Here is a 22,048-nt window from a genome sequence, read left to right as displayed (position 1 = left end):
ATATGATTAGACAAACAAAAGAAAACAGCCTTGACTTGGTTTTCAAGGCTGTTTTTTTGTGGTGCGCCATGAGAGATTCGAACTCCCGACCTTCGCATTCGTAGTGCGCTACTCTATCCAGCTGAGCTAATGGCGCATATAAGATTTGATAACTCAATAAGTATACAATATGGTGATGTTTCTTGTCAATTTAAACTGATTTAAAATATTGCATCTAAAACTATTGACAAATATTTCCAAAAATATTAACATGCAGTTACAAATGGTAAAATATGTAAAATGTGATTAAGGAGGAAAATATGAAAGAAAGGATAAGAAAAGCGTTTTGCATGACGCTTGCTGCCATAGTAGCCTTTTCCGGAATCTGGTCTACTGATTTAAAGGCAAAGGCAGCAGTAAAATGGGGAAACCCTATAAACACAGGATACTACTGGGCAGAAAGTGGAGAAATCAGCATTATGAAGGTAAACGGAAACCATGCCTTTTGTCTTGAGCCTGACCAGTATGTGTCCACAACATCAGGATATAAGGAGCAGGAACCTAACTTTACAGATGCCCAGTGGGAAAGACTTATAAAGATTGCTCACTTTGGCTACAACAAAGAAAAAAAGACAAATGCAGATTATGCTGCAACTCAGATTATGATATGGCGACAGCTGTGGATGTGGAGGAATATAGAACCGGCATCCATAAAGGATACAAATGTTCCGGGGCTATCTCAGAAAATCAATGCCATTGAAAAAGAAATTAAAGAATATGATGCCATGATAAAAAGCAGACCTTCCTTTGCTTCAACAGGTGTACAGGTTGTAAGTGGTAAAAGCGTTACTTTGACGGATACTTCAGGAGCATTGTCAAAATATCCGTATAAAGTTATTTCTGCAAGGGATGATATTCAGGTATCCATAAATAAAAAAGCTGGTTCTATGAAGGTAACTGCAGGAAAGGGAGTGTCGGGAAAGACTGAAATCACCTTAAAGATTGAATCGGACAATCTGATAGGCAGCAACAGATTTTACTATCATAAGTCCAGTCAGGATGTGGGTAATATAGGATATATTGAGGATACAAGCTTTAAAATACCGATTAGAGTAGACGACAAAGGTAGTGTAAGTATTTTAAAAACATCTTCATCTGGTAAGGCTGTAAGCGGAGCAACTTTTGAAATACGAAGTGAAGACGGTTCATTCGTTAAAGAATATACCACAGGCGAGGACGGCAGGTTTTTGGCATCGGGTCTGGTACAGGGAACATATGTAATAAAAGAAGTCAGTGTCCCTGAACCATATCTATTAGATAGCACAGAAAAGACAGTAGTAATTACTGCCGGGCAAACCGCATCAGTGGAGTTTACAAATAATATGCCGTCAGGTGAGTTTACGCTAGAAAAGACAGATAAGTCAGGAGTGCCTCTTGCAGGAGCAGTTTTTGAAATCTACTCTGAAGGAAATGACCTGGAGGGAAATGAGATAGGATTTAATGGAGAATTTACAACGGATGAGAACGGGCTGATAGTTGTAAAGAATCTTGTTCCTGGAACATATTTCTACAGGGAAATTCAGGCGCCAGAAGGCTACCTTATAGATGAAACAATCCATAGCTTTGAAATCGGATATGAGGACAATAAAACTGCTTTGATACAGCAAAGGGAAAGTGTGTCAAATGATGAACCTGTGGGCAGTATAGCTCTTCAGAAATCCTTTGCAAAGGATCAGAAAGTGACGGATGAGGAAAAGGAAGCTGCCACATTGGAAGGCGCAGTTTACGGCCTTTATGCTGCTGATGTTATTACCGACAAATCAGAAAATATAACATACTATGATAAGGATGAAAAAATAGGACAGTTTGTAACCGATGAAAACGGTTTTGCCGAAGCAATAACAGGATTGCCTATGGGAAAATATTATGTGAAAGAGATAAATGCTCCTGAAGGGTGTGTTCTAGACGAAAGCATCCATGAAGTGAAATTGTCCTATGTTGATCAGAATACGGCAAATATAGATGTGACGGTTCAGGTAGAGGATTATATTAAAGAGATACCTGAGAAACCTGTTCCTGAAGAACCTAAGTCTGAACCAAAGGAGCCGAAAAAGACTGTTAAAACTGCCGATGCATTTCCTGCTGGTGCACTTATGGCATTAGGGGCAATGGGATTGCTGGGAACATGCTTTGCAGCCGTACGCAGAAAGGATAGATAACGTATGAGATTTGGCAGATTGACGAGTTGTCATAATTATGATAAATTATCGGAAACAGGAGGTGACATTATGAAGAATATCAGACCTGTTTCTGATTTGAGAAATAACTTTGCGGAAATATCTAAAATAGTACATGAAAATAATGAACCTGTTTTTCTTACTAAAAACGGATACGGAGATATGGTAGTTTTAAGTATGGAAGCATATGAAAATCTGCAATTTGAAAGCGAAGTGTATGCTAAATTGTTAGAAGCTGAAAGGGAAGCTGAGCATTCTGATAAAACCTACTCTACAAAGGAAGTTTTACAGGCTTTAAGAGAGATTACAGATGTATAAAAATAAAAGGAGTGAAATTGAGTTTGTACTCAAGTCACTCCTTTTTAAAATCTTAAAACCAGTTTTTAATAGTTATCTTGTGTTTGCATCTTGGGCATGTAACATTGAACTTACCTCTTCTTCTTTCGAATCTGAGGATAGCTCCGCAGTAAGGACACTCGTGGAAGCTGTGAGTTCTGCCTTCTACGATTTTTCTTCTGTTAAGTTCATAATTAGGACTTAACTTACGCAGTATCTTTTTGAAGGCTTCGTTCTCTTTATGCCTGCTTTCCAGGTTTTTGGATAACAGACGGAACATAGCGTAAATCAAAATGATAAAATCTCCGTAGTAGAGCCATGGAGAGCGAAATATTCTATTGAGACCAAATATTACAAAATAAACTATAAAGCAGAAATAAAAAAGAGCGTCAACTCCGTTTCTCCCTGCCATGAACATTTTTATTCTTTCTCTAAATCCCATTAAATTAAACTCCTTTGATGTGGTTGGATTATTCCATTACTATCACAATATTGTACTCCATTTTGTGGACATTGTAAATAAATTTAGTTATAATTTAAAGGTAGTGAGGTGAAGGAATGAGAATCCTTGTAATAAGTGATACCCATGGTGAAATGGGCAAGGTGTATGAGGTTTACAGAAGCCTTAAAGACATAGATATGATAGTGCATTTGGGAGATCTTAAGTCTGATGCCAATGACCTCGAGGAAAAGCTGGGAATTGAGGTTGCAGGTGTAAAGGGCAATATGGATGGAGCCAGAACAAAAGAGGATTCTTCCATGATAATAAACACTGAAGCAGGAAAGATTCTTCTTACTCACGGACACGCTGACGGAGTGAATTATAATCTCACTCAGCTTTATTATAGAGCGCTAGAAGAAGGCTGTGTTGCGGCTTTTTTCGGACATACCCATGTTCCGCATCTGGAAGAGTCAGGAGAAGTTATACTTCTTAATCCTGGAAGTTTAACAAGACCGAGGGACGGTTCTGACGGATCCTATGCCATTGTGGAAACAGGTAAAGACGGCATAAAATGTGATATCAGATATTATAGAAAAAGTACAAAGCCAAGAGGCGGATATATTAAGGGTCTGATTAACTACAGCGACAGATTTTAATTTTAGATAATAATATTTTATAACAGAAAGAAAACAAATGATAAGAAACAGGATAGAGGGAAAATATATAAGAGCGGGGATAGTAGCGTTTATCGTTATAGCGGCATCTATTGTGCTCTTTTTTGCTATTTTCAGAGCAGAAGGTTTGATGGAAGCTCTGCGTTCTGCGGGAAGCATAATAGCACCTTTCGTATATGGACTTGTGGTGGCATATCTTCTATGTCCCCTTTACAATGTGACATATCGAGGATGCAGAAAGGTTAAATTTTTTAAGCTAGGCAAAAAAGATTATAGAAGAATAATTGCTAAGATACTGGCTTCTATAGTTTCGCTGTTGGCGCTTTTCGGCATTATAATAGGTCTTTTGTGGATGGTAATACCGGGAATGATTGAAAGTATCACGGCAATTGTAAGGATGATGCCGGGTCAGATAAATGACCTTACCATATGGGTTGAAAATACTTTCCACAATATGAAAGATAGTTCTGCGCCTATGGCAGCTTTTCTGGATGCGGTAGTGCTAAACGCGAGAGAATGGATTGAAAATACCATGATTCCAGGAAGTGAAACTATAATAACAAGCCTTTCAAATGTAGCCTTTGATATAATCACAGGAGTATGGAATTTTATAATCGGAATAGTAATCTGCATGTTCTTTCTCAATAGCAAGGAAATCTTTGCGGCTCACAGCAGAAAGTTAGTTTTTGCTGTAGTAAATGAAGAAAAGGCAAATAGATTTCTTTATGGCGCTCACTATGTAAATAGAGTGTTTGGAAAATACATAAACGGTAAACTGATAGATTCATTAGTTGTAGGGGTAGTATGCTTTATAGTAATGAGTCTGTTCAATTGGCCTTATGCTATGCTTATAAGTGTGATTGTAGGCGTTACGAACATCATACCGTTTTTTGGACCGTTTATCGGAGCGATACCTTCAGCACTGCTTTTGCTTATGGTAGATCCGTGGATATGTTTGTACTTCTTGATTTTCACATTGATTTTACAACAGATAGAAGGGAATATCCTGGCACCGAAGATTCTTGGAGGTAGTACGGGTCTTCCTTCCTTCTGGGTTATGTTTGCCATAGTAGTAGGAGGCGGATTATTTGGATTTGCAGGAATGATACTGGGAATACCTATATTTGCCTGCGTATACGCTTACACTGCATATACAGTAAATAATAAACTTGAAAAGAAGGGTCTTACAACAGACCTTACGGTTTATAAAAAAATGGATGCTAAATTTGATGAAGAATTTGAGCAAAACAACAGCGAAGGAGTTTAAACCTATGACAGAGCTATATGAAATACTTGCCAAGGCGGTAGGAAGCGAAAATATAGAAAAAGATGCGGACATGAGTAAAGAAGTATCCTTCAGAGCTGGAGGAAAGGCGGATATTCTCGTAAGACCTCAAAATAGAGAACAACTTATTGAAGTTCTTTCACTGCTCAGCAAAGAAGATGTAAATCATCTTGTTATGGGCAACGGTTCCAATCTGCTTATTAAAGACGGAGGATATAGAGGTGTTGTGGTAAAAATTTCTTCAGCAGCCTTTTCCGATTTTGAGATTTTAAAAGAAGAAAAAGGATATGTGTATGTCAGAGTGGGGGCAGGAATGCTCATGGGTGTTCTTGCAAGGAAATTGGCGGATAATAGCTTGGCAGGATTTGAATTTGCTTCCGGAATACCAGGAAGTCTTGGAGGAGCTGTTTTTATGAACGCAGGAGCTTACGACGGTGAAATCAAGAACATTATAGTAAGCGCTGAGGTAATCGATAAGGACGGTACCGAGATAAAAACCGTTGATGCTAAGGATATGGAGCTTAGCTACAGACACAGTATTTTTCACAACACGGGAGATGTAATTATTTCAGCGGAATTAAAATTTAAACAGGGTAATAAAGAAGAAATAGAAGCTAAAATGGCTGAGCTTGGAAAAAGGCGAAATGAAAAACAGCCTGTTAATTATCCTAGCGCCGGTAGTTTCTTTAAAAGGCCGGAAGGCTATTTTGCAGGAAAGCTTGTGCAAGATGCCGGCTTAAAGGGATATACTGTCGGCGGTGCACAGGTGTCTGAGCTTCACAGCGGGTTTGTAATCAACATCGGAGGAGCCACGGCATCGGATATAGTTGCAGTTATGAAGCACTGTCAAAAAGAGGTGTATGATAAATTCGGGGTTAATCTTGAGCCGGAAGTAAGAATACTTGGAGAAGATTAAGATAGAGGAATAGCAATGAACGAATATAAAATGCTTTTTGACTACCATACTCATACGACGTTTTCCCATGGAAAGGGAAGCATTGAGGATAATGTTAAAGAAGCCGTAAAAAAAGGTCTAAAGGCAATAGCCATAACGGACCACGGACCGGGACATATGACATATGGCATAAAAAGAGAGGATGTTCCGGTAATGAGAGCCGAAATAGAAAGACTCAAGCCTCTTTATCCTCAAATAGAAATATATCTGGGAGTAGAGGCTAATATAATCGATACTGGAAATAATTTGGATGTGACTTCTGAGGAAATTCCTCAATACGATTTCATTTTAGCAGGTTATCATTTTGGCATAAGAGAATGTTACAGTGCAGCTAATTTCATGTACAGCCACGGTATCGGCACAGGAGCAAAAAGAACGGCCTTTCTCAAAGAAAGAAATACAAAGATGGTCGTAAAAGCCATAGAGGAAAATAATATAAAGATACTTACCCATCCCGGTGATAAAGCTCCGGTAAACATGGCGGAGGTTGCAAAGGCATGTGCTAAAAGAGGCGTGCTTATGGAGCTTAATATGAAGCATCCACATCTAACTGTGGATGAGATTAAAATAGCGGCTAAAGAAGATGTTAAATTTATAATAAGCAGCGATGCCCATATTTCTGAAAGGGTGGGAACCTTTGAAGCGGCCCTAAAAAGAGCTGTGGATGCAGGACTTGATTTAAACAGGATAGTAAATATTCAGAAGGTGTAGCATATAAAGCAGGTAAAACTGCGGAAACGGAAGTGTAAAATGGAGATAATCATAGTTACAGGCCTGTCGGGGGCCGGAAAATCCCAGGCGGTAAACTGTCTTGAAGACCAGGGCTATTACTGCATAGATAACATGCCCCTGGAGATGATGAAAAATTTTATAGATCTTTCTGTGGCCAACGGAGGTGTGGTGGAAAAAGCTGCATTCGTGGTGGATATAAGGGGCGCTGAGTTTAAACCAGATGTCAGGAAAGCCCTTGAGGATGTGAGAGCCCTTGGTATAAGAACGAGAGTTATATTCCTTGAGGCTTCAAATGAGGTCCTTATAAGAAGGTTCAGCGAGACAAGAAGAAGGCATCCTGTAACAGGCAACTTTCCGACAGTGGATGATATAGAAAATGAAAGAGAGCAGCTTAAGGATATAAGGTCGGCAGCTGATTTTATAATAGACACTTCCAATATGAAAACCGCCAAGCTTAAAAGCGAGCTTATCGAAGTGCTTTCCGATGAGGATAAGGAAGAGACTTTTGTAATTAACATTATGTCCTTTGGCTTTAAAAACGGTATCCCTATTACTGCAGATATGGTCTTTGACATGAGATTTATTCCAAATCCATATTATGTGCAGGGATTAAAAAAGGCTACGGGAAATAATAAAAAGGTACGACAGTATGTGATGAAACATATTGAGTCGCAGATGTTTGTAAAGAATCTTTCTAAACTCATAAATGACATTATTCCGTGTTATGCAAGAGAGGGAAAGTACAATCTCAATCTGGCCTTTGGATGCACTGGAGGACAGCACAGATCCGTTGCCATGGCCAATGAGTTTTATGACCTTTTTACAAAGCAGGGAAGACAGGTTACTTTAGATCACAGGGATATAAAAAAGCATTAGGCGGAAGCTGATTAAACAAGGAGAAAACAGATGTCCTTTGCCAGCGAAACGAGAAATGAATTGGCCAGGGTGCAGGCGGATAAAAAATGCTGCATGCTGGCCGAAATTTCAGGGTTTATAAGAGTGTGCGGAAGCATAGGCCTTGCAGGCGGTGGAAAGTTCAGAATAGTGACTACTACTGAAAATCCAGCCGTAGCGAGGCATTTTAAGATGCTCGTAAAACAGTATTTCAATGTAGAAACTTCTCTTGAGGTGGGAGAAGGTACTTCTCTAAAAAAAGGCAAGTGCTATATTGTTACCATAGGCCCTGAACAGCTTTCGGAGCAGATTTTAAGAGAAACGGGAATTCTCATGATAAGAGAAGGCATGAATTTTATCAGTGACGGAATTCACTCTGAGATTATAAGAAAGAAGTGCTGTAAAAAGGCTTATTTGAGAGGTATATTTTTGGGAAGCGGCACAGTGACGGATCCGGAAAAAGAATATCATTTTGAAATAACCTGTGCCACCGATATATTGGCTTCCGACTTAATGAAAATGATAAATAGCTTTGACGGTATCAAGGCAAAGAAAACCGTAAGAAAAAAAGATTATGTTGTATATGTCAAAAATTCCGAGCAGATAGTGGATATTTTGGCCATAATGGGAGCATCGGGAAAGCTCTTTGAATACGAGGATGTACGCATTAAAAAGGGCATAAGAAATCAAGCCAACAGAATTAACAACTGTGACCAGGCTAACATTGATAAGGCGGTTGCCGCCGCTGAAAGGCATATTGCCAATATACGAAAAATAGAAGAAACCATAGGTCTTGAAAATATTCCAGAAAAGCTCAGGGAAGTGGCAGAGCTGAGATTAAAACACCCGGATGTTTCTCTAACGGAGCTGGGAGAGATGATGGATCCTCCTATGAAAAAATCGGGAATAAATAAAAGACTTCTTAAAATAGAGGAGATAGCGAAAAACGAATGTTTGAAAAAGGACAGTTAATAGAATTTGAAATAACGGATATAAGTGATAGAGGACAGGGCATTGGTAAAGCCGACGGTATTACGGTATTTGTTAACGGAGGCGTTATCGGCGATGTGGTGCATGCAGAAATCACAAAGGTGAAAAAGAGGTTTTGCTTTGGAAAAGTAGTTGAAGTAAAAGAGCCATCTAAACACAGGATAGAACCGATATGTGATTATGCAGGAGACTGCGGTGGATGCGTATTTGCCCAGACAGACTATGAAGCACAGTTAGCAGTTAAAGAAAAGCATGTATATGACAGCCTCACAAGAATCGGAGGATTGACGAATCCTGTCGTTGAAAAGATAGAGAGAATGCCCGAAGACTTTGAATTCGGTTACAGAAATAAAGCGACTATGCCTATAAGCACTGGCGGCAATATAAAGCGTAAAGGCGGCATAATCGAAAATCTTGATTCTCCAAAGATTGGCTTTTACAGAAGCAGAAGCCATGAGGTGGTTGACTGTACAGACTGCGCACTGCAGAGCCCTGCAGCAATGGCCGCTGCTGAGGCAACTAGGCAGTTTATGGAGGAGGATAACATAACTGCCTGGGATGAAAAGTGGCAGCAGGGCCTTATGCGCCATATGATTGTGAGAACGGCCTTTGCCACCGATGAGGTCATGGTTACCTATGTGATAAACGGTAAAGGAATTCCTAATGTAGAAAAGCTCATAGGTATGTTGGATGAAGCAATTTATGAAGCGGGATATTCTTTGGAAAGTGTAAACATAAGCACTAAAAAGGATAAGACTGTAGCCGGTGAGATATACGGACAGGAAATTAAAAACATCGCCGGAAAGCCTGTTATAACAGACTATATTGGAGATGTTAAGTTTGAGGTGTCACCGAGGAGTTTCTATCAGGTAAATCCGTATATGACCGAGAAATTGTATGATACGGTTAGAGAATACGCAGGACTGACAGGCGGAGAAAATATTTTAGACTTATATTGTGGGGTAGGCTCAATAGGCCTTTACTGTGCTGATAAAGCAGGCTTTATACTTGGTGTGGAAGCAGTAAAGGAAGCTGTAATAGATGCCAACAGAAACGCAGTAATCAACGGTATAGTAAATGCCAGATATATATGCGGCAAGGCGGAAGAAGAATTACCAAAGCTGCTGGCAGGAGAAGGAGATGAGCAGCTTGTTAATGCAGCAAAAAATGCAGATGTAGTTATACTGGACCCACCGAGAGCAGGTTGCGATGAAAGGCTGCTTGATGCAGTAGCTGAGCTTGCACCGGAAAGGATAGTATATGTAAGCTGTGACCCTGCAACTTTGGCAAGAGATATTAAGCTTCTTACGGAAAAGGACTTTAAATTTGTTAAAGCAAAACCTCATGATATGTTCGGTTGGACAGGTCATATTGAGACAGCAGCATTGCTGTCAAGGGTTTAAGGTAGGTGATAAAATTGGATAGGGATCCATTTAAGGAATATATGAAGGAAACGGAACCGAATAAGAGATATAAGGGGTATGCATGGCATACGGCCATTGGCTTACAGGCGGTTGACGGACTTAAGACTTCAGAATATCTTTTGCATACTGCCATAAGAAACATTGAGGGTGAAATTTCCTTTGAAGAAGCAAATGCGCTATTGCAAAATTATTACGAAGAGAACCCTACCCGGGATGCGACTAATCGTACTGAGGAAGCAGATAAGGTTTCTGCTCGAATTGCAGCTCTTATTTCGGAGAGTTCCTTCAGCCTTACTCCTAATGAGTACCTTTCTATTCACAGAAAATTGTTTGAGGATATTTATTATAATGCCGGTTGCATTCGCGATTACAATATAACAAAAAAAGAATGGGTGTTGAATGGTGCTACTGTAATCTATGGTAGTGCTACAGAATTAAAAGCAACTCTTGAATATGACATAGCTGAAGAAAAAAAATTTTCATATAAGAATCTTTCGATGGAAGAGATAATTCATCATTTAGCTGTTTTTATATCTCGGCTGTGGCAGATTCATGTATTTGGGGAAGGCAATACTAGAACGACAGCAGTATTTTTCATTAAATATTTGCGTACACTAGGATTTGATGTTACAAATGATATTTTTGCTGAAAATGCTTGGTATTTTCGAAATTCATTGGTAAGAGCAAACTATAATGACATTAAAAATGGCATTTATGAAACTACAGAGTTCCTTGAAATATTTTTGCGAAACCTTTTGTTAAATGAAAATCATCCGCTTCATAATAGGACATTGCATATCAGTGGCACCTTCAAGGAAACAGAAAAACCGGATATTGAAACTGCAAAACCGGACATTGACGAACCAAAACCGGACATTGAAGTTTTTTTTCAACCAAAAACTGTAAGCAATATTTTGAAGCTGCGTGAGGCATTTCCGGGGCAGACAATCTTTGGACGGTCAGATGTAATGAAGGTAATTGATATTAAAGCATCCAGAGCTTCTGATTTTTTGAAGGACATGGTTGAACATGGAGTCATTGAGCCAGTGACCGGACACGGAAAGGGAAAGTATCGATTTCGATAAATTAGTTTAATAGTGGAGTTCGGTAGAAATCCATATGAGCATAAACTTGCTCAAAAATAACACAGAGGTGTATAATAAAGTCGCGCGAATTGTATTCGTGACGGACCTGTGGGGAGCGCCATAGGTCTCGTATCGCAGCGATGGGAACCCGTGTTCCGGGGTGAGAGGAAGCCAGCAAGCTTCGACCGCTAACATCATGAAACTCATAAGGAGGTTAAGATGAACGATATGGGAAAGGCGCTCGAAAGCGTCAGAGAAAGAGAACCGCTGGTCCAGTGCATTACTAATTTTGTCACAGTCAATGACTGCGCCAACATAATACTGGCCTGCGGAGGGTCGCCGTCCATGGCTCACGATAAGAGAGAAGTGGAGGAATCGGTGGCTGTTTCTCAGGCCCTTGTTTGTAATATGGGGGCAATTGAAGATACAGAAGCGATGATACTGGCCGGAAAAGAGGCTAACAGACGGGGAATTCCAGTTGTGCTAGATCCGGTGGCAGTTGGAGGCACGCAGCTTCGCAGAGATTCAGCAAAACAGCTTTTAGAAAATGTAAAATTTACTGCAATAAGAGGCAATGCATCGGAAATCAAATATCTTGCAGGTCAGGAAACTCTGGGCAGCGGGGTTGATGTGAGTAGAGAGGATGCCGTAACATCCGTAAGTTTGCTTAAAACAGCTGACCTTGTAAAAAATCTGGCAATTAGCACCGGCAGCGTAATAGCATTGTCCGGAGAGTCAGATATAATTTCCGATGGAAAGGAAACAGTTATCCTTAAAAATGGCTGCGCAACCATGTCTAGAATAACAGGCAGCGGCTGCATGGTAACTTCAATGATAGGTGCCTTTTGCGGAGCTATGCCTGATGATGGTATTACGGCAGTGTGCAGCGCAATGGCAGCCATGGGTATAGCCGGTGAAAAGGCGGAGGCGGACAGAATTGCTAAAGGTACAGGCAATGCGACCTTCCGTACGGATTTGATAGATGCAGTATTTAATATGACCGGTGAAGGACTTAATAAAGGTGCCAGATACGAGATTATACGATGAATATAGAAAAGATTAAATACGCAATTTTTGATATGGACGGCACGCTGGTGGATTCCATGAAATATTGGAAAGGCCTTGCAGCAGAGTATTTACATTCAAAAGGAATAAAGGATTTGCCTGTAGATTTGAATGAGAAAATCAAGCCCATGACCATGACAGAATCGGCAGCTATGTTTATAGATGAGTTTGGGATAAAGGGCACTGTGCAAGATGTTGAAGATGAGATGAATCATATGATGGATGCTCATTACATAAATGATGTGGGACTCAAAGAAGGTGTTAAGGATTATCTCGATAATCTTAAGAGAGCAGGTGTGCACATGTGCGTTGCCTCTGCCACAGCAGAGGAACTGGTTGTAAAGTGTCTTTCGCGATTAGGTGTATATGAGTATTTTGAATTTGCCGTTTCCTGTGACAGTGCAGGTGCAGGGAAAAACAGTCCGGCAGTGTACGAGATGGCAGCAAAAAAGCTTGGTGCTTCTCGAAAAGAAACTGTTGTGTACGAAGACGCATTTTATGCAGTAAAGACTGCTAAAAACGCAGGATTTTATGTTATTGGTGTTTACGATGAAAATTCCAGGGAGCGCTGGGATAAGATAAAGAAAATTGCAGATGGAACAATTTGCGATTTTAAAAAATTGAAAGGAGAAATATTATGAGCGCAAGTATAGCATTACAGGTATTACCTAAGGCAGAAAACGATAAGGAACTTTGCCGTATGGTGGATGAAGTTATAGCTTATATAAAAAGCACAGGCCTTAAGTACGAAGTTGGACCTTTTGAAACAACAATCGAAGGTGATGATTATGATCAGCTGATGGATATTGTTAAAGAGTGTCAGCATGTGGCAATAAAAGCTGGTGCGCCTCAGGTATCTGCTTATGTTAAAGTAGTATACAATCCGGAAGAACAGATTCTTACCATTGACGATAAAATAGGTAAATACAGATAAAGTCTAATGTCTGCGGAAGTTGTCTGAAAATTTGTCCCGTGATATAATGTAGAAAACATATCAAGGAGGATGCGAATTTGGAAATCAAGCTTGTAAAGGCATATCATATGCACGACGATGTAGTAGAACTGTTTTCCGAATATACGGATATGCTCAGAGAAAACGACAGGGAGATGGCAATGTATCTCGACGTTCAGAACTATAACGAAGAGATAAAAAATCTAGAAGTAAAATACGGAATGCCAGAAGGCAGACTGTATGCAGCTCTGGTTGATGATCAGGTTGCAGGATGCATAGCCTTAAGAAAAATAGATGAGGAAAACGCAGAAGTCAAAAGGCTGTTTGTAAAGCCTGAATTCAGAGGATATAAGCTGGGTGAAAAGTTGGTAAAACAGCTTATAGAAGATGCTAGAGAAATAGGCTATAAGCATATGCTTTTAGACACTCTGCCTTTTCTGAAAAGTGCCATAAAGCTCTATCAAAATTTAGGGTTTTACGAGATAGATAGCTATAACGGGGCACCGCTTGGACATCTTATATATATGAAATATGACCTGTAAAACGCGACTTGATTTGAGGTGATAGCGGGCCTTGGAAAAAGGAGGGCTTGTTATGAAAAATGTACTTTGGGATCAGGTAAATCAATGGCAGAAGGAAATGAAATGGGTGGATCTTACCCGTGAGATGAGTCCTGAGACTGCTCACTGGTCAGGATTTAAACCTATGGAAGTTGAAACTATATTTACATTGGCAGACGGTTTTTATGTAAATAAGTATACAACAGTTTCACAGTATGGTACTCATATTGATGCTCCGATTCATTTTATTGAAGGTGGACGTTATCTGAATGAGATTGAGCCTATTGAAATGGTATGTCCTCTGTGCGTAATCGATAAGAGCGACAAGGTTAAGGATAATGTGGATTATGCTTTAACTGTTGATGATATTAAGGAATGGGAAGCAGAGCACGGACAGATACCTGAAAACGCATTTGTGGCTTTCAAATCGGATTGGTCAAAGAGGCCAGACAGCGAACTGGACAATGTGGATGCTGATGGCAATAAGCATTATCCGGGATGGAGCGTAGCTGCAGTGGATTTCCTCGTAGAGGAAAGAAATGTAAGGGCAATCGGTCACGAAACAAGTGATACTGACCCGGCAGTGGTTGCAGCATCTGAAGGATTCCTTGCGGAAATAGCAATCCTTAAGCATGACAGATATCAGGTTGAGCTGATGATAAATCTGTCTGAGGTTCCGCCTACAGGAGGCATAATATTTGTAATGGCTCCTAAGGTAAAAGATGGACCGGGATTCCCAGTAAGATGTATTGCCGTATGTCCTAAATAGGATTGGTAAAACGCAATAGCTTATAGTTTACAAGTAAATATGATATTTCAGCCGGAGTATAGTTGCTCCGGCTGTATTTTGAAAAAGATATTTTAATATATGAAATGGAGGATAAAATGGATTTAAAAGAATTTAAGGAGTATGTTAAAACAGGAGAAAAGATTGTAGGCGGATCCGAAGTGCATCAGTTTATGCATGATATAAGTGAAGAAGCTTCAGCTCTATGTCATCAGTTAAATGACAGTCCTCATACGGCTGAAGAGATAAGAAAACTTTTCTTTCAGATAACAGGTGATCCTGAAGATGAGACTTTTGCCATGTTTACGCCATTTTATACTGAGTTTGGGAAAAACATTCATGTTGGTAAAAATGTTTTTATAAATGCCGGATGCTTTTTTCAAGATCACGGTGGCATATATATCGGTGATGGTAGCTTAATCGGTCATAATACAGTTATCGCAACCCTCAATCACGCCATGGCACCTGAAGATAGAAAATCGCTCTTTCCATCGCCAGTAAAAATCGGTAAAAATGTTTGGATAGGAGCAAGCTGCACTATACTACCAGGTGTTACCATAGGAGATGGAGCTATTGTTGCCGCAGGAGCAGTTGTTTCAAAGGATGTGGAACCTAATACTATAGTTGGTGGTGTACCAGCTAAATTTATTAAGAATATAGAATAACTTGATGTGATATAATACAAAATAAGGATAACAAATAAAAGGAGGTAATGGAAATGAAGGTTACAGTATTGGTTGGTAGCCCTAGAAAAGGCGGAAATACAGAACTTATGGTTGATGAATTTGTTAAAGGTGCAAAGGAAGTAGGCCATGAAGTGGAAAAGATTTTACTGGCTGATAAAAATGTTGGCGGTTGTAAAGCCTGCGAATATTGCTTTGCCCATGATGGAGAATGCGTACAGAAGGACGATATGACAGAGATAATTAAGAAACTCGATGAAACAGACTGTCTAGTGCTTGCTTCCCCAATATATTGGTTTAATGTAACGGCTCAGATTAAAGCTGTAATCGACAGACTTTATGCAAGAGCTTCCAAGGGATATAACATCAGCTGCGCGGCAATGCTGCTGGATTCCACTTCCGACAATGTATACGGCGCAGCAGAAAAGATGTTTGAAGATCTGACAGGATTCCTCAAATGGGAAAACAAGGGAGTAATCAAAGCTCCTGGCATGGCAAAGAAGGGAAGCATGCTTGAATCTCCTAAGATGAAGGAAGCCTATGATATGGGCAGAAACCTGTAAATGCAACCATAAGATTGACAAAACACTCGAAAAGTAGTTTAATGAATTAAATGAATATGCATGGGGAGCGTAACAGCTGAGAGGAAGCTCCGAAAGGAACTTCGACCCATATACCTGATTCGGATAATGCCGACGTAGGAATGCGAAGTAAATTGTATACACGTAAAAACGTAGCGGCAGTATCAGAAAAAGGTACTGCCGTTTTTATGTGAATCTTGCTATTTGCAGATTGCATAAAATGGTGGAGCGGTATATCGGGGGCACCACTTTATATCGCATAACAAAAGTGCTTATGCACATATGCTTAACACAGCGCATTTTGCGCAGGCGCCGATAATCACACATAACAGATAAAGCTGATAGTGCGGTATCGGTGTTTTATCTCTCGGACAACGAATAGGAGGATTTAAAATGAGAGAATATAAAACACAGATGCAGGCAGCGAAAATGGGTATCGTTACCGAAGAACTAAAAAGAGTTGCAGAAAAGGAAAGAATGACACCAGAAGAGCTTATGCCGTTGGTGGCAGCAGGCAAAGTGGTGATATGCGCCAACAAAAATCACAAATGCCTTGACCCTGAAGGAGTAGGCTCAATGCTAAAAACCAAGATCAATGTAAACCTCGGTGTTTCCAGAGACTGTAAGGATTACGATGTGGAAATGGAAAAGGTTATGAGCGCCGTAAATCTCGGAGCACATGCGATTATGGACCTTTCTTCCCACGGAGATACGATTCCTTTTAGAAGAAAGCTAACCAGCGAATGTCCTGCAATGATAGGAACAGTGCCTGTGTACGATTCGGTTATTCACTATCAGAGAGATCTGGCAACATTGACTGCAAAAGACTTTATCGATGTAATAAGACTTCATGCCGAAGACGGTGTTGACTTTGTGACGCTTCACTGTGGAATAACAAGAAAGACCATCGAGCAGATAAGAAAGCACAAAAGAAAAATGAATATCGTATCAAGAGGGGGTTCTTTGGTATTTGCCTGGATGTCAATGACAGGTGAGGAAAATCCTTTCTACGAATACTACGATGAGATTCTTGAAATCTGCAGAGAATACGATGTGACTATATCTTTAGGGGATGCTTGCAGACCGGGATGCCTTGCAGATGCAACGGATGTATGCCAGATTGAAGAACTGGTAAGACTGGGTGAACTGACAAAGAGAGCCTGGGCAAAGGATGTTCAGGTAATGGTCGAAGGACCGGGTCATGTGCCTCTCGATCAGATTGAAGCAAACATGAAGGTACAGCAGACAATCTGCGGAGGAGCTCCGTTCTATGTACTTGGACCTATCGTAACAGACATTGCACCGGGATATGACCACATAACATCTGCCATCGGCGGAGCGGTTGCAGCAGCGGCAGGAGCTGCATTCCTCTGTTATGTAACGCCGGCAGAACATCTTGCACTTCCTAATGTGGATGATGTAAAACAGGGCATTATCGCATCAAAGATTGCGGCCCATGCGGCAGATATAGCTAAAGGCGTAAGAGGGGCAAGAGAAATAGATGATAAGATGGCGGATGCTAGACGAGAGCTGGATTGGGAGGCTCAGTGGGCATGTGCCATGGATCCGGAAACTGCAAAGGCAATCAGAGATGACAGAAAGCCGGAGCATGACGATACATGTTCCATGTGCGGAAAATTCTGCGCTGTAAGGAGTATGAATAAAGCCTTAGCTGGAGAATATATAGATATTTTGTAAAAAATATAGTATGGTTTTAAAATATCAGATTGTTAACTGCTTTAAAGCGTAGTATTATTAAAGTAACAAATGAACTTGTTGATTTTACTATAAATCAACGAAAGGATGAAAGAGAGGTAGCAATATGATGATTTCAAAAAGTGAAAACAAGTCAATGGTAAAGAAGCTTTTAGCTCTGCTTCTGTGTTGCGTACTGGTTGTTATGACCATGACTTCCTGTGGAAGCCCAAGCACACTTGAAGAGTACATCGCAGAAAACCCAGAAGCAGAAGAAGGAATTGACAGCGTAGCAGCTTCTTCCGGAATGGAAATAGAGATAAAGGATAATACTCTTACTTATATTTACAAGTACGATACAACCTATACTGCTGAACAGGTTGACTACATGAAGGGTATTATGGATTCAGCGCTTGATAACATGGCTTCAACCTTTGAATCCCTGGGAACTCAGCTTGAAGATGAAACAGGCATAGACGGTATAGTAATTAAAGTTTTATATCAGAACGGAGATGGCTCCGCTATACTTGAAAAGGATTTTGAATAATTTATAACCGATTATAAAAGTTTATGAAAAATCTAAGACCCGCAGTCACATGGCTGCGGGTCCTTTTTGTCCTATAACCCTATAATTCTTATTTGCCTGAGTTTTCTTCGGGCTCCGGCTTTTTATCGGTTATTGGCATGGAAATCATCAGCTTGAAGTCTGCCTTGTCAAAACTGATGAGTCCTTCCTCCTTCATTTTACCTAACTCCTTAGACATGGCGCTTCTATCCACAAAGAGATAATCGGCAAGGTCCTGTCTATCCAAAGGAATAGTAAATTCCCTCTGCTCGTTTATATGATACTGCTCCGAAAGATAATCCTGTATGCGCTGGCGTGTGGTGCGATGTATCCTGTCAGTCAGCTTGTCGGACATGTAATAGGCCTTGCGGGCCAGCACGAGTGATAAATTATGAAATACCTTTGCGGCAAAAGGCGATACATGCTCTTCGTGGCGAAATAAGCTTCCAGCGGAAAGACATAGCACGGATGAATCATCCTTTGCCATAAGGGAAACATTCATGGGATAACCGCCTATGGCATTCATTTCTCCAAAGGAATCTCCGGGGTTAAAAATCTGAATTATGCAATTGACACCGTTTTCGTCAACTCTTTGTGCATAGATATCTCCGGAAAGTACTACACATATATTTTCCATCATATCTCCTTCGTTTTTTAAGATATTTCCTTTGGGAATTTGTACAACTTTTCCGTTGAGATAATTTATCATACGGTCTATTTCATCGTCTGTAAGCCCTCTAAACAGTATATTTTTCTTAAGTATATCCTTTCCCTCAATCATAATGTGTCCTCCTCTCTGTTGTCTGTGACACATACTCTTAATCAATCATACCATATAATGTGGACAGATAAACATAACAATTGAATGTAAAGTGAATAGGAGGAAGAAAATGTTTAAGAATTACGAGTTATGGACACCGAGAATATCGGGAGGCATCATATATATACTGGCGGGACTGATAATAATGCTGTATCCGGCAATGACCGCATTTCTCTTTGCCAATGTTGTATCGGTTTTGATACTGATATACGGAGTGTCGGGGATAATGAAATGGGTTAGAAGTCGTAAGGAAGGAGAAGCCTACGGCAGAGACCTTGTGTCAGGAATTATAATCGCTTTAGCCGGACTGGTGATGATATTCAATATTCCGTGGGTTGTGGCATTTCTGCCGGTAGTAACAGGCGGATTACTGATTGCCGATGGAGCTGTAAAAATACCTTCTGCGGTAGCGGTGTATAAGGAACACAAGGCTTCACTGTTACCATTGATATTGGCTATTGCTCTTCCGATCATACTGGGGATTGTACTGATTGCTTATCCTATAGCAGGAATTGCAGCAATGGTAGCATGCTTCGGAGCATTTATGACAGCGGTAGGTGTTATGGATATTATAAGCATTATGATGATTAACAGAGTGATAAGAAAGGAAGCTGGTGTTTAAAATGAGAAATTGCATATGTGAATTGAAAGAAAGCACCGATGCCTTAAGGGACAGCTTGGCAAGAATGCCGGTTCCGGAAAGAGAATTCGGAAAAAGCTCTATGGTATATGAAATGATGGAACATTGGATAGACATAAACGGACTGATAATATCGGAAAGATTGTATGTAGATGACAGTATTATTAAAAAGCGTACGGAAAAAACAGGAGAATTGATAAAGGAAATTTAAAAGAATCCTCTCTGAGTATAATTACAGAGAGGATTTTTTATTATCTTGCTTTGATTTGTCCTCTTTAATCAGCTTTCTTGTAGAGGAAATAGCAAAACCGAAAGTAGATGCGTTATGTAGAAATGCGCTAGTTCCCGGTTGTAACAGTCCAAGAAGCCCACCACCTATTAGAACGCTGTTAAATGTAACTATTCCTGTATAGTTGTTTTTTATTCTATTCATGAGACAAACGGAAAGTTCTCTGAATGTTACTATATCTGCAAGGTTTCCAGATGTAAGGGTCACATCTGCAAGTTCTCTAGCTATATCAGAACTATCCTGCATTGATATTGATACATCGGCACATGATAGAGCCGGAGTATCGTTGACTCCGTCACCAACCATTACAACGGTGTGACCTTCGGATTTAAGTTGCTTTATGTATTCAGCCTTGCCTTCAGGAAGCATTCCCGAACGATATTCGGTTATTCCCAATTCATCGGCTATATGGGATGCAGCATTTTCACAGTCGCCTGTCAGCATGACAATATGATTAAATCCTGCTTCTCTTAGTTGTTGAACTGTGGCAGCAGATTCTGGTTTAAGAGGATCATATATGCTTATGATTCCTGCAAGGCTGTCACCTACAGCAAGGTAGATTAGAGAGTTTGCTCCTTCTTTTTGCAGAGTTTCAATCATCCCATCAATTTCTGCAGTGCGTTTGATGCCTTCGTCCTCGAATATAAAATGCTCACTGCCGATTATGGTGCGCTTACCATATAAGCTTGTGGCTATCCCGTGGGCTATAATGTATTCAACCTTTGCGTGCTCCTCACGATGATTTAAGCCTTCTGTTTGCGCTTGCTTTACAATGGCATTGGCTACGCTGTGAGGAAAGTGCTCTTCTAGACATGCTGCTATTTTTAGAACCTCATTTCTAGTATAACCTTCACATGGCATTACCGTTTTTACGAAAGGAGATGCGTTAGTGAGAGTTCCTGTTTTATCAAATACTATAGTATCCGCTTCTGCCATAGATTCGAGATACTTACCACCTTTAATCATTATAGATTGTTTGCCGGCTTCCTGCATAGCGCTTATGACTGATATGGAAGTGGATAATTTAATTGCACATGAGTAATCCACTAAAAGTACAGAACAAGCCCTTGTCAGGCTACGGGTTGCAGCTAGCAGTCCAAAAAATGCCAGAAAACTATAAGGAACGATGGAGTCTGCCAGATGTTCTGCCTTTGACTGTATTGAAGCTTTAAGTGATTCGTTACTGTCAATCATATCAACAATCTTATTGATACGGCTTTCGCTTTGAAGATTTCTCACCTTTACGAATATGCGTCCTTCTTCAACAACTGTTCCTGCAAATACGGTGTCATCGCAAGAGACATGTTTACTGAGAGGTTCGCCCGTAAAACTTGATTCGTTTATCATCGCTTCTCCGGCCTGTATTTCACCGTCTACAGGGACCATTTGACCGGTATTTACGATTACTATATCTCCTTTGTTCAGTTCAGCTGTAGGGATTTGAATTTCCTGCTCTTCACGCAGTATCCACACTTTGTCGATATTTAGAGAGAGTGTTTCTTTAAGCTGTAGAGATGTCTTTTTCTTTGTGTAATCCTCAAGAAGTTCTGATATTGATAGTAAGAACATGATATCTCTTGCAGTTTTGAAGTTGCCGTTAAGCATGGAAGTTGTTATGCTAGTGGCATCAAGAACAGGAACATCAATATGTCCGGATTTAAGTGAAATAAGGCCAGCTTTAATATATTTTGCTGCTTTAATGGCAATCATCACTCGTCTACATGGTACAGGCAACAGTAACCTTAATATATATCTGCGCCCTATCATTTTGGCAAATTTCTTTACATATGCTCGGGACATTTCCTTTTGCATAAGCTCATAGGAATTATTTTCCCTAATTAGAGCCATATAAGGCCTTTTATCAAAACCGTCTAGATCGAAATCGTCTAGATAAGAAATAAGCTCATCTCTGTTTTCCTGTTCATAGGTTATAAGAAGGCTACCAGTGATATCGTTTGCCTGGACATCTGTTACGGGAGCTTTCCTTTTAATTTCATATCTTAATGCTACCGCTGTTTCGCTGTCAAAAGCGTAGTTACCATATCTTATGCGAAGGCGTCCGGGCATATCAAAAACTATTTTATAGGATTTCATATGTGTATTGTCTCCAGGTTAGTTTTCTTCATCTTTTTTGGTTTTTGCTTCGTAGCAAAGGTCCTTTGCATCTTCTTTGATTGTTTCAAAGGCGGCCATTGCATCATCTTTGGCTTTCATGCCTTTTGCCATGGAAGTTACTGCAACCTTTCTAGCTGTATCACTTTTAACAAATTTGCTGCCTGAAAGTGCCGCGATTGCACCTCCAACGAAAGGTATTACTGTTTTCTTTGAAAAAATATCTTTGGCTTTCATTTTTTATTCCTCCTTAGAACTGTTAAATA

General features: G+C 40.1%; 25 protein-coding genes, 1 tRNA gene and 1 riboswitch. Of the genes, 21 read left to right on the top strand and 5 right to left on the bottom strand.

All coding sequences use genetic code 11. From position 1 onward, the window contains the following. Positions 1-59: 59 nt before the first annotated feature. Positions 60-136 (bottom strand) — tRNA-Arg (locus INF20_RS06810). A 163-nt stretch (positions 137-299) separates the two neighbouring features. Here INF20_RS06810 and INF20_RS06805 point away from each other — a divergent pair. Together INF20_RS06805 and INF20_RS06800 are read left to right on the top strand one after the other, a co-directional pair. Then, on the top strand, positions 300-2,198 hold the full coding sequence (locus tag INF20_RS06805; RefSeq protein WP_226385623.1) for a thioester domain-containing protein: 1,899 nt from the start codon (positions 300-302) through the stop codon (positions 2,196-2,198). Between the two features lie 69 nt (positions 2,199-2,267). Next, positions 2,268-2,534 (top strand): type II toxin-antitoxin system Phd/YefM family antitoxin, encoded by a 267-nt coding sequence (locus INF20_RS06800; protein ID WP_226385622.1) that lies wholly within the window; start codon positions 2,268-2,270, stop codon positions 2,532-2,534. 52 nt (positions 2,535-2,586) lie between these two features. Here INF20_RS06800 and INF20_RS06795 read toward each other — a convergent pair whose 3' ends face one another. After that, a complete protein-coding gene (locus INF20_RS06795; protein ID WP_226385621.1) occupies positions 2,587-2,994 on the bottom strand; it encodes a hypothetical protein in 408 nt (135 codons plus the stop codon). A gap of 116 nt (positions 2,995-3,110) precedes the next feature. On the opposite strand from INF20_RS06795, the gene INF20_RS06790 reads away from it, so the two are divergent. The 17 genes from INF20_RS06790 (at position 3,111) to INF20_RS06710 (ending at position 17,903) form a co-directional block, all read left to right on the top strand. Further along, a complete protein-coding gene (locus INF20_RS06790) occupies positions 3,111-3,650 on the top strand; it encodes a metallophosphoesterase family protein (RefSeq protein ID WP_226385620.1) in 540 nt (179 codons plus the stop codon). 37 nt (positions 3,651-3,687) lie between these two features. Then, on the top strand, positions 3,688-4,935 hold the full coding sequence (locus INF20_RS06785; protein ID WP_226385619.1) for an AI-2E family transporter: 1,248 nt from the start codon (positions 3,688-3,690) through the stop codon (positions 4,933-4,935). Between the two features lie 4 nt (positions 4,936-4,939). Then, a complete protein-coding gene (gene murB, locus INF20_RS06780; RefSeq protein WP_226385618.1) occupies positions 4,940-5,869 on the top strand; it encodes a UDP-N-acetylmuramate dehydrogenase in 930 nt (309 codons plus the stop codon). 15 nt (positions 5,870-5,884) lie between these two features. Next, positions 5,885-6,619: a PHP domain-containing protein gene (locus INF20_RS06775; RefSeq protein WP_226385617.1), complete on the top strand. Its 735-nt coding sequence runs from the start codon at positions 5,885-5,887 to the stop codon at positions 6,617-6,619. A gap of 39 nt (positions 6,620-6,658) precedes the next feature. Next, the gene (rapZ, locus tag INF20_RS06770; RefSeq protein ID WP_226385616.1) at positions 6,659-7,516 is read left to right on the top strand and encodes an RNase adapter RapZ; all 858 of its coding nucleotides are present in this window, start codon (positions 6,659-6,661) and stop codon (positions 7,514-7,516) included. Positions 7,517-7,546: 30 nt separating this feature from the next. Next, the gene (gene whiA / locus INF20_RS06765) at positions 7,547-8,506 is read left to right on the top strand and encodes a DNA-binding protein WhiA (RefSeq protein ID WP_226385615.1); all 960 of its coding nucleotides are present in this window, start codon (positions 7,547-7,549) and stop codon (positions 8,504-8,506) included. Further along, the gene (gene rlmD / locus INF20_RS06760; RefSeq protein ID WP_226385614.1) at positions 8,485-9,927 is read left to right on the top strand and encodes a 23S rRNA (uracil(1939)-C(5))-methyltransferase RlmD; all 1,443 of its coding nucleotides are present in this window, start codon (positions 8,485-8,487) and stop codon (positions 9,925-9,927) included. The genes whiA and rlmD overlap by 22 nt, the downstream gene beginning before the upstream one ends. Positions 9,928-9,968: 41 nt before the next feature. Further along, a complete protein-coding gene (locus INF20_RS06755) occupies positions 9,969-11,033 on the top strand; it encodes a Fic family protein (RefSeq protein ID WP_404812930.1) in 1,065 nt (354 codons plus the stop codon). A 219-nt stretch (positions 11,034-11,252) separates the two neighbouring features. Further along, on the top strand, positions 11,253-12,080 hold the full coding sequence (thiM, locus tag INF20_RS06750) for a hydroxyethylthiazole kinase (protein ID WP_226385613.1): 828 nt from the start codon (positions 11,253-11,255) through the stop codon (positions 12,078-12,080). After that, positions 12,077-12,739, top strand: coding sequence for an HAD family hydrolase (locus tag INF20_RS06745; protein WP_226385612.1), 663 nt, complete (start codon positions 12,077-12,079; stop codon positions 12,737-12,739). The genes thiM and INF20_RS06745 overlap by 4 nt, the downstream gene beginning before the upstream one ends. Then, a complete protein-coding gene (locus tag INF20_RS06740; protein WP_226385611.1) occupies positions 12,736-13,032 on the top strand; it encodes a thiamine-binding protein in 297 nt (98 codons plus the stop codon). Before INF20_RS06745 ends, INF20_RS06740 begins: the two co-directional genes overlap by 4 nt. Positions 13,033-13,109: 77 nt before the next feature. Continuing rightward, complete coding sequence (locus tag INF20_RS06735; RefSeq protein ID WP_226385610.1) at positions 13,110-13,592, top strand: GNAT family N-acetyltransferase; 483 nt, start codon at positions 13,110-13,112, stop codon at positions 13,590-13,592. A gap of 52 nt (positions 13,593-13,644) precedes the next feature. Then, positions 13,645-14,379: a cyclase family protein gene (locus INF20_RS06730; RefSeq protein WP_226385609.1), complete on the top strand. Its 735-nt coding sequence runs from the start codon at positions 13,645-13,647 to the stop codon at positions 14,377-14,379. 116 nt (positions 14,380-14,495) lie between these two features. Continuing rightward, positions 14,496-15,062 (top strand): sugar O-acetyltransferase, encoded by a 567-nt coding sequence (locus INF20_RS06725; protein WP_226385608.1) that lies wholly within the window; start codon positions 14,496-14,498, stop codon positions 15,060-15,062. Positions 15,063-15,115: 53 nt separating this feature from the next. Further along, positions 15,116-15,643, top strand: a complete 528-nt coding sequence (locus tag INF20_RS06720) for a flavodoxin family protein (protein ID WP_226385607.1) — start codon at positions 15,116-15,118, stop codon at positions 15,641-15,643. A gap of 51 nt (positions 15,644-15,694) precedes the next feature. Next, positions 15,695-15,801, top strand: a riboswitch (TPP riboswitch). 253 nt (positions 15,802-16,054) lie between these two features. Continuing rightward, positions 16,055-17,359 (top strand): phosphomethylpyrimidine synthase ThiC, encoded by a 1,305-nt coding sequence (gene thiC, locus INF20_RS06715; protein ID WP_226385606.1) that lies wholly within the window; start codon positions 16,055-16,057, stop codon positions 17,357-17,359. Between the two features lie 124 nt (positions 17,360-17,483). Continuing rightward, complete coding sequence (locus INF20_RS06710; RefSeq protein ID WP_226385605.1) at positions 17,484-17,903, top strand: DUF4854 domain-containing protein; 420 nt, start codon at positions 17,484-17,486, stop codon at positions 17,901-17,903. 88 nt (positions 17,904-17,991) lie between these two features. Here the strand turns inward: INF20_RS06710 and INF20_RS06705 are convergent, their stop codons facing one another. After that, positions 17,992-18,702: a Crp/Fnr family transcriptional regulator gene (locus tag INF20_RS06705; protein WP_226385604.1), complete on the bottom strand. Its 711-nt coding sequence runs from the start codon at positions 18,700-18,702 to the stop codon at positions 17,992-17,994. A 109-nt stretch (positions 18,703-18,811) separates the two neighbouring features. Here INF20_RS06705 and INF20_RS06700 point away from each other — a divergent pair, with 109 nt between their 5' ends. Then, entirely contained in the window at positions 18,812-19,363 is a 552-nt protein-coding gene (locus INF20_RS06700; RefSeq protein ID WP_226385603.1) for an HdeD family acid-resistance protein, read from the top strand. A gap of 1 nt (position 19,364) precedes the next feature. After that, positions 19,365-19,592, top strand: a complete 228-nt coding sequence (locus INF20_RS06695; protein WP_226385602.1) for a hypothetical protein — start codon at positions 19,365-19,367, stop codon at positions 19,590-19,592. Between the two features lie 21 nt (positions 19,593-19,613). On the opposite strand, the gene INF20_RS06690 is transcribed toward INF20_RS06695, so the two are convergent. Continuing rightward, the gene (locus tag INF20_RS06690) at positions 19,614-21,764 is read right to left on the bottom strand and encodes a heavy metal translocating P-type ATPase (RefSeq protein ID WP_226385601.1); all 2,151 of its coding nucleotides are present in this window, start codon (positions 21,762-21,764) and stop codon (positions 19,614-19,616) included. Between the two features lie 18 nt (positions 21,765-21,782). Next, positions 21,783-22,019: a DUF6110 family protein gene (locus tag INF20_RS06685; RefSeq protein WP_226385600.1), complete on the bottom strand. Its 237-nt coding sequence runs from the start codon at positions 22,017-22,019 to the stop codon at positions 21,783-21,785. Positions 22,020-22,048: the final 29 nt, after the last annotated feature.

It is taken from the genome of Gallibacter intestinalis, from assembly GCF_014982745.1.
Taxonomy (GTDB): domain Bacteria; phylum Bacillota; class Clostridia; order Peptostreptococcales; family Anaerovoracaceae; genus Gallibacter; species Gallibacter intestinalis.
The sequence above is the reverse complement of the archived record's forward strand: the minus strand, read 5'-3'. Positions and strand labels throughout refer to the sequence as shown.